The sequence below is a fragment of the Rhodococcus sp. Chr-9 genome (genome assembly GCF_000801125.1).
In the GTDB taxonomy this organism is placed as follows: Bacteria; Actinomycetota; Actinomycetes; order Mycobacteriales; family Mycobacteriaceae; genus Rhodococcus; species Rhodococcus pyridinivorans.
The window spans coordinates 1-13904 of the sequence record NZ_JTIZ01000073.1 but is presented as its reverse complement, the minus strand read 5'-3'; the positions used below and the strand labels follow the sequence as shown (position 1 = coordinate 13904).

Genomic DNA, 13904 nt, shown 5'->3' with positions numbered 1-13904 from the left:
ACGCAGTGAGACCCGCTGGCAGAGGGGAGGAGCCAGCGGGCCTCAGGTGCAGCCGATTCCCGGGGAGGGAAACGGCGTGTTGCGGGGAGGCAACACACTTGAGAGTTTAACCAGAATCGGTGCCATGCGGCGCATCGAAGTGGGGACTTAAGTCCCCACCGATGGGACTGCACCTTGTTCAGTCGGCGCCGGAGGTATCGAGATTCAGCCGCTCTTGAAGCCACTTCCGGAGTCCATCGCCGTACTCCTCGCTGTCGAGTGCTGCATCGACGGCTGCGCGGAGGTAACCACCCGGGTTCCCTAGATCGTGGCGGGTGCCTCGATGTACGACGACGTGGACTGGGTGACCTTCTTCGATCAGCAGCGCAATCGCGTCGGTCAGTTGGAGTTCTCCCCCTGCGCCCGGCTCGATCCGACGTAGGGCATCAAAAATCTCGCGGTCCAGCAGATAGCGGCCGGCGGCGGCAAGTGTGGACGGAGCGTCGGCCAGAGCCGGCTTCTCGACCATGCCGCGAACGCGCAGAACATCCGGATTCGCGACGTTGGGTACTTCCTCGACCTCGAACACGCCGTATGAGCTCACCTGGCTCTTCGGAACGTCGATGGCGCACAGCACGCTTCCTCCGCGCTTGGCGCGGACGCGAGCCATCGTTTCCAGGATGCCGCTCGGTTGCACGAGATCGTCCGGGAGAAGAACGGCGATCGCGTCTTCGTCCGGCTCCAGAGCGGCTTCTGCGCAACCGACAGCATGGCCCAGGCCGAGTGGCTTCTCTTGGACAACCGATTCGACCGTGAGCAGGTTGGGCGCGCGCCGTACCTTCTCGAGCAACTTGAGCTTGCCCTTCGCTTCGAGGTGCTCCTCGAGGTCGAAGTCATCGACGAAATGCGCGACGACTCCGTCCTTTCCGGGGGCTGTCACAATAAGAAGCCGTTGAGCTCCCGAATGGGCAGCTTCCGTCGCGACGAGTTCGATGCCCGGCGTGTCGACCACCGGCAACAGCTCCTTCGGCACAGTCTTTGTGGCCGGCAGGAATCTGGTGCCCATTCCTGCCGCCGGTACCACTGCTGTGCGGAAAGCTTTGCGCACTCCTACTTCTTGCATGGTTCTACCCTCGCCTCCCCTGTCGAGCGCATGACCGCGCCGGAATACCCGCGAATGCACGGTCAAAACGTTGAGCAATGGTGAGATACATCTCACCTTCAAGATTCCGACCGTCAATCCCGCATCACGTGGGGGTCGGTAAGCGCAGTCTAGGGGCCGCCCTGCGGGTTCGCGAATCGGTGAGTGCGCCGAAAGTGCAAGATAGCAGGGAGGATTGCCTTCGCCGGGACCTGTAAACGCGGATCGCGTCGCCAAATGTAACCGCGCGGCACACTCAAGAAGCAGGTTCCATCTGGACGACTGTTCAAGCTGCCAGATCTCGTAAGTAACGTTACAGTCTCAACGAGCGTTTTCGCATAGGAGCGACACGCATACAACTGGAAGAACTGCGCCCGGCTGGGCACGCAACGGGCAGGTCACGCGACCGGGGAGGGTACGCGGATCGGGTCCGGCGTTGCTTGTTCGTGCGAGCAGTAGGTGTCTCGGGGAGGAGACAACGATGTGGGTGGTTGGGCTATGACCGCCGTCGGGGAGGCGAGTCACGGCGTACCCGATGCCCTCGCGGGGGACTACGCCAATTCCATTCGTGGACAGCGTCAACCGCCGGGTTCGGCGAACCGTAGAAACTGGCAGCAGTCCTACATCAGCCGATTGATCTGGTCCGACGTAATTGTCGTTGTGCTGGCCGTCGTTGTGGCACACACCGTCCGATTCGGGCAGGGCGACCTATCGACGACGGAGCCGGTTTCCGAACTCAGCTATGCCCTCATCTCGGTGGGGCTTGCCGGTCTCTGGTTGATTACTCTCGCGCTGTTCCGCACGCGGTCACGGCGTGTCATCGGCACAGGTCATAGCGAATATCAACGTGTCGTATCGAGTACAGCTCGACTATTCGGGTTCCTCGCGATCATCGCACTCGTATTCCGCCTGGAATTGACACGTGGATACTTGGCGCTCGCACTGCCAGTCGGTCTCGGTGGTTTGCTGCTGTCGCGGTGGGTGTGGCGGAAGGTGATCGCGCGCAAGCGTGCTCGCGGTGAGTTCCGTACCTCGGTGCTGGTCGTCGGAGGGGCGCGGGCGGTGCGGCACATGACCCGAACATTCTCCCGTAAGGACGGGGAGGGCTACCGCGTCGTCGGTGTCTGCGTGCCCCGGTACTCGGGGGCCCCCGGCGACGTCATCGACGTCGACGGCCGGAAGATCACCGTCTACGGCGACGAGCATTCGGTGGTCGACGCATTGAAGTTGTCGGGGGCGGACACGGTGGTGGTCACCGCGACGGAGACTTTGGGCAGCGAGGGTCTGCACGATCTGGTCTGGCAGCTCGAACCGCTCGAGACGGATCTGGTGGTCGCGACGGGCGTGGTCGATGTGGCGGGTCCGCGGATCGAGATGCGTCCGGTGGTCGGTCTGCCGCTGATCCATGTGGAAAAGCCCAGCTATCACGGGGCGAAGCGGTCGGGGAAGCGGATCTTCGATCTGGTCTTCGCCGGCGCGGCGCTGGTGGCGTTGGCTCCGGTGTTCGTGGTGGTCGCCCTGCTCATCAAGCTCAAGGACCGGGGTCCGGTCTTCTACAAGGCCGAGCGGATCGGTCTCGACGGTAAGCCGTTCGGGATGGTCAAGTTCCGGTCGATCGTCACCAACGCCGACAAGATGGTCGACACCCTGTTGGCGCAGAACGAGGGTGCCGGTCCGTTGTTCAAGATGAAGGACGACCCGCGCGTGACCCGTATCGGCAAGGTGATGCTTCGGTTCAGCATCGACGAGTTGCCGCAGTTCCTCAACGTTATTCGCGGGGAGATGAGTGTGGTGGGTCCGCGTCCGCCGTTGCGGCGTGAGGTGGAGGCCTACGACGGTCGGGTCAAGCGCCGCCTGTTGGTGCGTCCCGGTGTCACCGGCCTCTGGCAGGTCAGCGGTCGCTCGGATCTGTCGTGGGATGAGTCGGTGCGCCTGGATCTGTCGTATGTGGAGAATTGGTCGATGGTGTCCGATGTGCTGATCATCGGTAAGACCGTCAAGGCGGTCCTCGCCAGCGACGGCGCCTACTGAGCAAGCGCGAAGAGAATGGCCTCGGAGTTCGACTCCGGGGCCGTTCTCGTATGGGACTAGCCGAACCGCCATGAGTCCACGAATATGCCGATACCGTGGGACGAAACAGTCCGGAGGTAGCCGCATGTGCACAGCCGCCAACTACACCGCCAAGGACCACTATTTCGGCCGGAATCTCGACCTCGAATACTCCTACCGGGAAGCGGTGACGGTCACGCCGCGGAACTTCCCGTTCGAGTTCCGTAAGGTGCCGCCACTGAAGACGCATCACGCCATGATCGGCATGGCGACGGTAGCCGATGGTTATCCGCTCTACTACGACGCGACCAACGAGAAGGGCTTGAGCATGGCGGGGCTGAATTTCCCCGACAATGCCGACTACAAGCCCGTTTCGGAGGACGGGACGAATGTCGCGTCGTTCGAGTTCATTCCCTGGGTGCTCGGGCAGTTCGAGACCGTCGCGCAGGTGCGGGACGCGCTTGCGGACGTGCGCATCGTCGACATTGCGTTCAGTGAGGAGTTCCCGCCGTCCCCGCTGCACTGGATCATTTCCGACCGGGACGAGTCCATTACCGTCGAATCCGTCGCCGAGGGCTTGAAGGTCCACGACAACCCGATCCAGGTCCTCACGAACAATCCGACCTTCGACATCCAGTTGTTCAACATCAACAACTACATGAGTCTGTCGGTCGATCCACCCGAGCCGCGCTTCTCGAAGGAGATCCCCTTCGATACCTACAGTCGCGGCCTCGGTGCTGTGGGGTTGCCGGGAGACCTGTCGTCGATGTCGCGCTTCGTCAAGGCCGCCTTCACCAAGGTGAATTCGGTGTCGGGCGACTCGGAGTCCGAGGCGATCAGCCAGTTCTTCCACATCCTCGGTTCTGTGGAACAGCAGCGGGGATGTGTTCGGCTCGACGACAAGTACGAGATCACCATCTACTCGTCGTGCTGTAACACCCACAGGGGCATCTACTACTACCGCACCTACGAGAACAGTCAGATCACCGGTGTGGACATGCACAAAGAGGATCTCGACGGGAGCGAACTGGCGTCGTATCCGCTGGTGAAGAGCCAGCAGGTCCTCATGCAGAACTGACCGCAGCTCGATCGGAACGGCCTCGGGGTTTCGACTCCGGGGCCGTTCTCGATCTCCGACACCCAACCGTGATTTGACTTTCCGCTGTGATGACCCGCACAGTATGTACGCACAGCGTTCACTGTGTACGCAGTGCGTACAGAATCTCTCGTTCCCTCGGAAGGAACCTTCGGTGTCACGACGCTCATTCGAATTCGGCCGGATCCGCACGGCGGCAGTAGTGGTGTCGGGTGTTCTCGCGCTCGCACTCACGGGCTGCAGCTCCGGTGAATCTGCAGCTCAGGAGACACCCGCAGCCCAGGAAACGACGGCGTCGGATGGTTCGCCCACGGACTCCGCTCACCCGGCCTCCGAAGCTCCCGCCGAGGGGGAGATGCGCGTGACGCTGCTCGGCACGGGCAGCCCGGTGCCGAGCGCCGAGCGTTACGGCATGTCCACGCTGGTCCAGGCCAACGGCCTGAACCTCGTCTTCGATGCGGGGCGCGGAGCCACAGTCCGCCTGACGCAGGCCGGCGTTCCGGTCGGTCAGGTCGACGCCGTCTTCCTCACCCACTTCCATTCCGACCACATCAACGGTCTGTCCGACCTCTGGATGAGCAGCTACGTCCCGGCACTCGGTGGGCGCGAGGGCGCCTTCCAGCTCTACGGACCCGTCGGCGTCCGGAACATCGGCGACGGAATGCAGAGCACCTACCGCAACGACATCGACGTGCGCGTCGCGGACAAGGAAGTCGATCCCGCGACCACGCCGATCGAATCGCACGAGTTCGCAGAAGACGGCGTCGTCTTCGACCAGGACGGCGTCACCGTCACGATGTTCACCGTGGAGCACGATCCGGTCGGTGCGATCCAGCCGGCGGTCGGCTATCGCGTCGACTATGCGGGCAAGTCGGTGCTCATCAGCGGCGACACTGTTCCCACCGAGAACGTCCTGAAGTTCGGTGAAGGCGTCGACGTGCTGGTGCACGAGGTCGCCGACTTCGAGGATCCGTCGGCGCTCCCCAGCGTGTACGCGCATCACACGAACCCGCAGCAGGCAGGCGACATCTTCGAGCAGACCCAGCCGAAGATGGCCGTGTACAGCCACATCGTCAACGGCATCCCCGGCCGCGTCCCCGGCATCTCGGATGAGATGCTCGTCGAACGCACCCGCGAGAACTACGACGGCCCACTGACCGTCGGCACCGACCTGATGACCTTCCTCATCACCGACGACGAAGTGCGCGTCGACAACTGATCNCCCCGCCGGCACCATCGGCGGGGTTTCGCCGTGCGGTATCCGGGGTCATCTGGTCGATGTACCGCGTTTCCGACGAGGAGGACCCGACATGGCGGCCAGCGTCTCCGACCGTTTCGACATCGACGCCACACCCGAGCAGGTGATGCGCGCCCTCGAGGATGTCGAGCGCATCCCCGAGTGGTCGTCGGCCCACAAGAGCGTCGAGGTGCTCACCCGGGACGACGACGGCCGGCCGCTCCGGATCCGCATGACCCTGTCGCTGCTCGGCTTCTCCGACACCCAGACCATCGAGCATTCGTGGACGGAGAGTTCGACGTCGTGGACGCTCGTCGAGAGCGGGATGCAGCGCAGCCAGGACGGGGAGTACGCCCTCGAACAGATTGCGCGCGGCACCCGGGTGCACGTCACCATGTCGCTCGAACCGAAGGTTCCGGTTCCCGGCTTCGTGCTGAAGCGCGGGCAGAAGCATGCGGTCGAAGCGGTCCGGAAGGGGCTGACCGAGTTCGTCCTGTCCAATTACGCCTGACTCGCCGTCGGCAGTTCCAGAGTGAACCGGGCTCCGCAGCCCGGTCCCTCACTGTGCGCGTGGATGCGACCGGCGTGGGCTTCGACGAGTGCCCGCGCGATCGTCAGGCCGATGCCGCTGCCGCCGTGATTCCGGTCGCGGGCGGTGTCCGCGCGGTAGAACCGGTCGAAGAGGTGGTCGAGGTGATCGGGCGCGATGCCGGCGCCCGTGTCGGTCACGGTGATCTCCGTTCGGCCGCGGCCCAGGATGCGAGTGGCGACGGTGACGTTTCCTCCTGCCGGTGTGTGCCGTAGGGCGTTGTCCAGCAGGTTCGCCAGCACCTGTCCGAGCCGGTCGGGATCGACCGTCACCGGCGCAGATTCGACGACCTCGGCCTGCAACGTCACGCCTTTGCCGTCGTACTGCTCGCGCACCGCGTCGACCGCCGTGGCGACGAGGGTGCTGGTGGTAGTGGGCACCCGATGGATGCGGGTGAGGTGCTCTTCCGCCCGGGAGACCGCGGTGATGTCCTGTGCCAGGCGGTTCAGCCGGTGGGTGGCGGCTCGCAGAATCTGCCGGGTGTCGTCGTCGAGAGTGCGGACGCCGTCCTCGAGTGCTTCCAGATAGGAATCGAGTGTGGCGATGGGTGTGCGCATTTCGTGCCCGAGGTCGGCGAGCATTCTGCGCCTTGTGATTTCGGTGGCTTCGAGGCGTCGTGCCAGCTCGTTGAAGCTGGTTGCCAGTTCGTCGAATTCATGGCCGAGGTCGGGGCTGGGGACGCGGGTGTCGTAGCGACCTCCGGCGATCTGCGCGGTGGAGGTGGTCACCGTGTCGAGCGAACGCTGGATCCGTCGCGCGATGTACCAACTGACCGCCGAGGCCAACAGCACTGCGATCGCGACCGCCAGACCCCACGCGAGGACGATGGCCCAGGTGAAGGCTTCTTCGACGTGGGCGGCCTGGCTCGAATCGTGATCGATGCCCGCTTGTCCGAGATGGTCGTGGAAGATCCCGGGGGCGAGAGCGGACGCGACGAGCCATGCGCTGACGGCACATCCGACGACGACGGCGACGAGCGCGAGGAACAGGCGGGTGCCGAAACTCGTCGTGCTGGGGGAGTGGGACGTCATCGTCCTGTTCCCATCCGGTAGCCGACGCCGCGGACGGTGCGCACGAAACGTCCCTGGTTCGCGTCGTCGCCGAGTTTGCGGCGCAGATGCCCGATGTGCACATCCACGAGGTGGTCGTCACCGACCCAATTCTGCCCCCAGACGGCCGCGATGAGCTGAGCACGGGTGAACACGACTCCCGGGTCCTGCGCCAGGGCAGCGAGGACGTCGAACTCGGTGCGGGTGAGTGCGACCGGCGTGCCGCGCACGGCGACCTCCCGTCCGTCGACGTCGAGGGACAGCTCCCCGAACGTCCGCGCCTCCCGCCTCGCGGACGCTACGACCCGCGCGGTGGTCCGGGGACGACGCAGCATCGCTTGGATGCGGGCCATGAGTTCGCGCGGGCTGAACGGCTTCGTCAGGTAGTCGTCTGCCCCGACGGACAGACCGATCAGGGTGTCGACTTCCTCGGTGCGCGCGGTGAGCATCACGACGTACGCGTCGGAGAAGGTTCGCAGCTGCCGGCACACCTCGATACCGTCGAGTCCGGGTAGGCCGAGGTCGAGCACCAGGATGTCGGGGTCGACCTGCCGCGCGAGGGTCACGGCCTCGGATCCGTCGCCGGTGATCGTCACGTCGAAGCCGTCGCGTTCGAGATACGAACCCACGAGCTTCGCCAACGACCCCTCGTCCTCGACGACCATGGCTCGCATCCGGGCGGTCGAGCTCGGGACGGGTGCGGATCCGCCGGAAGGTCCCGTCACACGGGCAGAAGAAGGCATGGGATCCATCATCGTCACCCGCAGAGGTGCTGACGATGCGCCCGCAGATCTTGAGCAAATCTTCATGCGATCTCCATCGGATCCCGGGAGTACACCCGCGAGGGTGGACATCATGAACAAGAAGACTCTGGCTGCCGGTGCGATCGCGCTGGCGGTGACGTTCGCAGCGTCGGCGTGCAGTGATTCCGGTGGCGACGAAGCAACCACGGCGACCGCCACTTCGGCCCCGACATCCGCCGAGGCGAACTCCGCGCGGTTCGACCAGGACGATGTGATGTTCTCGCGCATGATGATCCCGCACCATGCGCAGGCCATCGAGATGAGCGACATGCTGCTGGCAAAGGACGGCATCCCGGAGCCGGTGAGGGCGCTGGCCGAGCAGATCAAGGCAGAGCAACAACCCGAAATCGAGCAGTTCGAGGCATGGCTCCAGGAATGGGGCATGCCCATGCGCGGTGACGACGCTCCTGGAATGAACGGCCACATGTCCGGCATGCCATCTGTCTCGGACATGCCGGGTATGGACGACATGCCGCACATGGACGGGATGATGAGCGAGCAGGACATGCAGGCACTGTCCGACGCGCAGGGCGTCGACGCGGCCCGCCTGTTCCTGGAGCAGATGATCGTCCACCATGAGGGAGCGATCGAGATGGCGCAGGACGAGATCGAGGACGGGCAGTACCCCGAGACCGTCGAGCTGGCCCGCACCATCGCCGACACCCAGCAGAAGGAAATCGACACGATGCGTCAGTTGTTGACCACTCTGTAGCCGATCCGCGTCGCGGGTTCGTCCCGCCGGCCGAGTCAGGAGCTGTCGATGTCCCAGCAGGTGCACGAACACACCCACGAGCACGCCGGTCACGATCGTCACGCGGGGCACGGCGCCCACGGCGAGATGTTCCGGCGACGGTTCTGGGTCAGCCTGATCCTGTCGGTGCCGGTCGTGGTCTTCAGCCACATGGTCGCCGAGCTCTTCGGCTACCACCTCCCGGATGTTCCGGGCGTCGAGTGGATCCCACCGGTGCTGGGCACCGTCATCTTCTTCTACGGCGGCGTGCCGTTCCTGACCGGCGGCTGGGCCGAACTGCGTTCCCGCCGACCGGGGATGATGCTGCTCATCGCCATGGCGATCACGGTGGCCTTCGTCGCGTCGTGGGCCACGACTCTCGAGGTCGGCGGTTTCGACCTGGACTTCTGGTGGGAACTGGCGCTGCTGATCGTCATCATGCTGCTCGGTCACTGGCTCGAGATGCGGGCGCTGGGTTCGGCCTCCGGAGCACTCGAAGCACTGGCCGCGATGTTGCCGGACACCGCAGAGAAGGTCACCGACGATGGTGTCGTCGAGGTGCCGTTGCACGAAGTGTCCCTCGACGATGTGGTGCTCGTGCGTGCCGGAGCGCGCGTGCCCGCCGACGGCACCGTCATCGACGGGACCGCCGAGGTCGACGAGTCGATGGTCACCGGTGAATCCAAGACCGTCACCCGCGACGTCGGCGACACGGTGGTCGCGGGCACCGTCGCCACCGACAGCGCGCTCCGGGTGCGGATCACGGCGGTGGGAGAGGACACCGCGTTGGCCGGCATCCAGCGCATGGTCGCCGATGCCCAGGCGTCCTCGTCCCGCGCGCAAGCGCTGGCGGATCGCGCCGCGGCCTTCCTCTTCTACTTCGCCGCGATCGCGGGTGCTCTCACCTTTGTCGTGTGGACGTTGCTCGGCAATCTCGACGAAGCGGTGGTGCGTACCGTGACCGTCTTGGTCATCGCCTGTCCCCATGCGCTGGGTCTGGCGATCCCGCTGGTGATCGCGATCTCGACCGAGCGCGCAGCGCGCGCGGGTGTGCTCGTCAAGGATCGGCTGGCACTCGAACGCATGCGCACCGTCGACGCAGTGCTGTTCGACAAGACCGGCACCCTCACGCAGGGCAAGCATCAGGTCACCGGTGTCGTCGCGACGGCGGGAATCGACGAGGAACACCTACTCGCCCTGGCAGCTGCGGTCGAAGCCGACAGTGAGCACCCGGTCGCGCGAGCCATCGTCGCCGCCGCCGATGCCCGCGTCCCGTCGGCCGAGCGGATGGCGGTGACGGACTTCCGCTCGTTGCCCGGCCGCGGCGTGCGCGGACTGGTCGACGGTGTGGAGGTGACGATCGGCGGACCGTCCATGCTGTCGTCCCTGCAGTTGTCGGTGCCCGACGACGTCGCCGCAGTCACCGACGGGTGGGTGCGACGTGGTGCATCGGTGCTGCACGTTGCCTCCGACGGTCGGGTGCTCGGAGCCGTGGCGCTCGAGGACACCGTGCGCGACGAATCGCGGCAGGCCGTCGACGCCCTGCACGCGCGGGGCGTGAAGGTCGCGATGATCACCGGTGATGCCCAGCAGGTGGCCGACGCCGTGGCCGCCGATCTCGGCATCGACGAAGTGTTCGCGGAAGTGCTCCCGGAACACAAGGACGCGAAGGTCGCCGAATTGCAGAAGCGCGGGCACACCGTCGCAATGGTCGGCGACGGGGTCAACGACGCGCCTGCCCTCGCGCGAGCCGACGTCGGTATCGCGATCGGAGCGGGCACGGACGTCGCGATCGAGTCGGCCGGTGTCGTCCTCGCCGCGAACGATCCGCGAGCAGTGCTGTCGATCATCAAGCTCTCGCACGCGAGTTACCGCAAGATGTGGCAGAACCTGCTGTGGGCAACCGGATACAACGTCGTCGCCGTTCCGTTGGCGGCCGGTGTGCTGGCCTTCGCCGGTATCGCGATCTCGCCGGCCGTGGCCGCGGTGCTCATGTCGGCGTCGACGATCGTCGTCGCGCTCAACGCGCAGACGCTCAGGCGCCTCGATCTCGACCCCGGGCACGCTACCGACGGACGAGTTTCCCGATAACTTCTCTTTTGTTGACGCGCGCGAGCGACACTTCTGTGAGACGATCTCAATCGCATAACGTATCGGAGTCGCTACGGAGGACGCGGCATCGATATACGGGGTTGTCGACGTCCGAGTGCAGGGAGGTGCTCGAGCGTCGAAGCGTCTCGGGGAGGAGACACACTATGAGGGTTCTTCCGTCATGACCACAGTTCGTCACACGAACGACGATGCTGCACATGACCTTTCACTTATCGACACCAGTACCGGCGCTCCGGCCGGTACTCGGATGTCCACCAGGTGGAGCTGGCAGAAGTCCTACGTCAACACTCTGTTCGTCACCGACGCTCTGGTCGTCGTGCTTGCTATCGCGCTCGCGCATGTGATGCGGTTCGGGCAGGATTCGCTCGTCACCATGGACGGCGTCGGAACGCTGAGTTACACGCTGATCTCCGTTGCGTTCGGCGCGGCGTGGATCGCATTTCTTTCCCTGTTCCGTACCCGCTCCAGGCGGGTCATCGGCGCCGGATTCGAGGAGTACCAGCGCGTCGTCTCTGCGACGCTCAATCTCTTCGGTCTCGTTGCCATCGTGGCGCTCATCTTCCGGATGGAGCTCGCGCGCGGCTATCTCGCCATCGCTCTGCCCGCCGGCCTCGCGGGACTGCTGTTCTTCCGGTGGGTCTGGCGACGAGCTGTCGCACGTCGTCGCCGGAAGGGTGAATTCACGACGTCGGTGCTGGTGGTGGGTGGCGCCCGCGCAGTTCGCCACATGGCCGGCACATTCCAGCGCCGCAGCGGCGAGGGTTATCGCGTGGTGGGCGTGTGCGTGCCGCGGTATTCCGGTGTGCCGGGCGAGAGCATCGATGTGGACGGACGGCAGATCCCGATCCACGGCGACGAGAACACCGTCGTCGAAGCGTTGCGTGCTTCGGGTGCCGACACCGTCGCGGTGACCGCCACCGAGACCCTCGGCCACGAGGGCATCCGCGACCTGCTGTGGCAGCTCGAACCCGAGCGCGCCGATCTGGTGGTGGCGACGGGCGTCGTCGATGTCGCTGGCCCGCGCATCGAGATGCGCCCGGTTGCCGGGTTGCCGCTGATCCATGTGGAGAAGCCGAGTTATCACGGTGCGAAGCGCAGCGGGAAACGTCTGTTCGACCTCGCCTTCTCGCTCGCCGCGCTGCTGTGTCTGGCTCCGGTCTTCGCTGTCGTAGCGCTGCTCATCAAGCTCGAGGATGGCGGCCCGATCTTCTACAAGTCCGAGCGGATCGGTATCGACGGCACCCCGTTCGGAATGATCAAGTTCCGCTCGATGGTGCAGAACGCCGACAAGATGGTCGACAAGCTGCTCGATCAGAACGAGGGCGCCGGCCTGCTCTTCAAGATGAGAGAGGATCCGCGCGTGACTCGTGTCGGCCGGGTCCTGCGCCGGTTCAGCATCGACGAGCTGCCGCAGTTCATCAACGTCGTGCGCGGCGAGATGAGCGTGGTGGGTCCGCGCCCGCCGCTGCGTCGCGAGGTCGAGAGTTATGACGGGCGGGTCAAGCGTCGTCTGCTGGTGCGTCCCGGTGTGACGGGCCTCTGGCAGGTCAGTGGCCGTTCGGATCTGTCGTGGGACGAGTCGGTGCGTCTGGACCTGTCGTATGTGGAGAACTGGTCCATGGTCTCCGACGTGCTGATCATCATGAAGACCGTGAAGGCGGTCGTCGCCAGCGAAGGCGCGTACTGACTTTCGATCGAGCGATTCTCGCCCCAAGATCAACTTCACGGTAGTGTTTCAGGCTGTCGCCGTCCCCTGCATGGTGACATCGGACCCCGCCGGAAGGTTACTCGCATGGCCTTCCGGCGGGGTCTCTGCGTCTCCGGACTTTCCAGTGGGCGGGGCGCATCTCGATTGTCGAGGCGGGGTGAATTCACGGGTGAGTTCTTACTCACGGGTAACATTTTGGTCCGGCGAACCGTTGTTCGACATGTGAACTGGGTTTTTGTGCTGCTCGTCTCGTGGCTGGTGCTATCCGTCGCCGTCGCTGTGGTCTTCGGTCTGGTCGTTCGTGCCCGCGACGAACGTGAGCTCCCGCCGCCGCTCGACGAGGACGGTGAGGACGATATCCGTGACGTCGGATAGCCGCTCGCCTCGCAGATGACCGAGTTTGCGACGGGTCCGTGACGGGAAGCCGATTTGCGACGAGCTTTCACGCAACTCGGAAACCATCGATTCGCAGGACGGTACTCATGGCTGAGCAAGACGTGCACACTAATAAGACCGATCAACTGAAGTTCCAGGACCCGACTACTCGCTATCCGTCCATCTCGCCTCCGAAGCAGGACCAGCCCGAGCCGGGCCTCGACGCCGACATGGTGCCCAAGGCCGACATCGGCGAGTTCTCGTATCGAGGCACTGGCCGGCTCGAAGGACGTAAGGCACTGATCACCGGTGGTGACTCGGGCATCGGTGCCGCTACCGCCATCGCATTCGCGCGGGAGGGCGCCGACGTCGCGATCTCGTACCTGCCGGATGAGGAACCTGACGCAAAGAACGTCGCTCGCATCATCAGCGAGAGTGGTCGTAAGGCGATCACGCTTCCCGGTGATCTGACGGACGCCTCGTTCTGCTCCGACGTCGTCGACCAGGCGGTCGAGCAGCTCGGCGGCCTCGACATCCTGGTCAACAATGCCGGAAAGCAGATTGCGGTCGAAGGGCTGGATGATCTGCCCGACGATCAGCTCGAGCAGACTTTCCAGGTGAACATCCTCGCGATGTTCCGCACCACGCGCGCGGCGTTGAAGCATCTGCAGCCGGGTTCGACGATCATCAACACCACCTCGATCGTGGCGTACCAGCCGTCGCCGGCGTTGATCGACTACTCGTCGACCAAGGCTGCGATCAACAACTTCACGAAGAACATGGCGACCCAGCTGGCGGAGAAGGGCATCCGCGTGAACGCGGTTGCGCCCGGACCGATCTGGACGCCGTTGCAGCCGTCGGACGGTCAGCCGAAGGAAGAGCTGCCCGAGTTCGGGCAGAACACTCCGCTGGGACGTGCGGGGCAGCCGACCGAACTGGCACCCGCCTACGTGTTCTTGGCGTCACCTGAGTCCAGTTATGTAGTGGGCGCGACGATCCACGTCAACGGCGGGATGCCCTCGCCGTAGAACGAGCC

General features: G+C 64.7%; 12 protein-coding genes. 9 read left to right on the top strand and 3 right to left on the bottom strand.

Annotated elements, in window-relative coordinates; all coding sequences use genetic code 11:
* Positions 1–178 precede the first annotated feature (178 nt).
* Positions 179–1102: a UTP--glucose-1-phosphate uridylyltransferase gene (locus QR64_RS09010; protein WP_039584949.1), complete on the bottom strand. Its 924-nt coding sequence runs from the start codon at positions 1100–1102 to the stop codon at positions 179–181.
* Positions 1103–1618: 516 nt separating this feature from the next.
* Between QR64_RS09010 and QR64_RS09005 the strand changes: the two genes are divergently transcribed.
* From QR64_RS09005 to QR64_RS08990, 4 genes are all read left to right on the top strand, one after another.
* A complete protein-coding gene (locus QR64_RS09005) occupies positions 1619–3151 on the top strand; it encodes a sugar transferase (protein ID WP_235367068.1) in 1533 nt (510 codons plus the stop codon).
* Positions 3152–3275: 124 nt separating this feature from the next.
* A complete protein-coding gene (bsh, locus tag QR64_RS09000; protein ID WP_039584948.1) occupies positions 3276–4247 on the top strand; it encodes a choloylglycine hydrolase in 972 nt (323 codons plus the stop codon).
* Positions 4248–4419: 172 nt separating this feature from the next.
* A complete protein-coding gene (locus QR64_RS08995) occupies positions 4420–5484 on the top strand; it encodes an MBL fold metallo-hydrolase (RefSeq protein WP_235367067.1) in 1065 nt (354 codons plus the stop codon).
* Positions 5485–5575: 91 nt separating this feature from the next.
* On the top strand, positions 5576–6013 hold the full coding sequence (locus QR64_RS08990) for an SRPBCC family protein (RefSeq protein ID WP_033096261.1): 438 nt from the start codon (positions 5576–5578) through the stop codon (positions 6011–6013).
* Here the strand turns inward: QR64_RS08990 and QR64_RS08985 are convergent.
* Both QR64_RS08985 and QR64_RS08980 read right to left on the bottom strand, forming a co-directional pair.
* Positions 6004–7122 (bottom strand): sensor histidine kinase, encoded by a 1119-nt coding sequence (locus QR64_RS08985; protein WP_039584945.1) that lies wholly within the window; start codon positions 7120–7122, stop codon positions 6004–6006. The two genes, QR64_RS08990 and QR64_RS08985, sit on opposite strands and share 10 nt — an antisense overlap.
* Positions 7119–7805: a response regulator transcription factor gene (locus tag QR64_RS08980; RefSeq protein ID WP_039584944.1), complete on the bottom strand. Its 687-nt coding sequence runs from the start codon at positions 7803–7805 to the stop codon at positions 7119–7121. The genes QR64_RS08985 and QR64_RS08980 overlap by 4 nt, the downstream gene beginning before the upstream one ends.
* 190 nt (positions 7806–7995) lie before the next feature.
* Here QR64_RS08980 and QR64_RS08975 point away from each other — a divergent pair, with 190 nt between their 5' ends.
* The 5 genes from QR64_RS08975 (at position 7996) to QR64_RS08960 (ending at position 13896) form a co-directional block, all read left to right on the top strand.
* Entirely contained in the window at positions 7996–8655 is a 660-nt protein-coding gene (locus tag QR64_RS08975; protein WP_081263379.1) for a DUF305 domain-containing protein, read from the top strand.
* Between the two features lie 48 nt (positions 8656–8703).
* The gene (locus tag QR64_RS08970) at positions 8704–10764 is read left to right on the top strand and encodes a heavy metal translocating P-type ATPase (RefSeq protein ID WP_039584943.1); all 2061 of its coding nucleotides are present in this window, start codon (positions 8704–8706) and stop codon (positions 10762–10764) included.
* Positions 10765–11032: 268 nt separating this feature from the next.
* On the top strand, positions 11033–12472 hold the full coding sequence (locus QR64_RS08965; RefSeq protein WP_039584941.1) for a sugar transferase: 1440 nt from the start codon (positions 11033–11035) through the stop codon (positions 12470–12472).
* Between the two features lie 243 nt (positions 12473–12715).
* On the top strand, positions 12716–12868 hold the full coding sequence (locus tag QR64_RS27145) for a hypothetical protein (protein ID WP_162836411.1): 153 nt from the start codon (positions 12716–12718) through the stop codon (positions 12866–12868).
* A 107-nt stretch (positions 12869–12975) separates the two neighbouring features.
* Positions 12976–13896: an SDR family oxidoreductase gene (locus QR64_RS08960; protein ID WP_039584940.1), complete on the top strand. Its 921-nt coding sequence runs from the start codon at positions 12976–12978 to the stop codon at positions 13894–13896.
* The last annotated feature ends 8 nt before the right edge of the window (positions 13897–13904 follow it).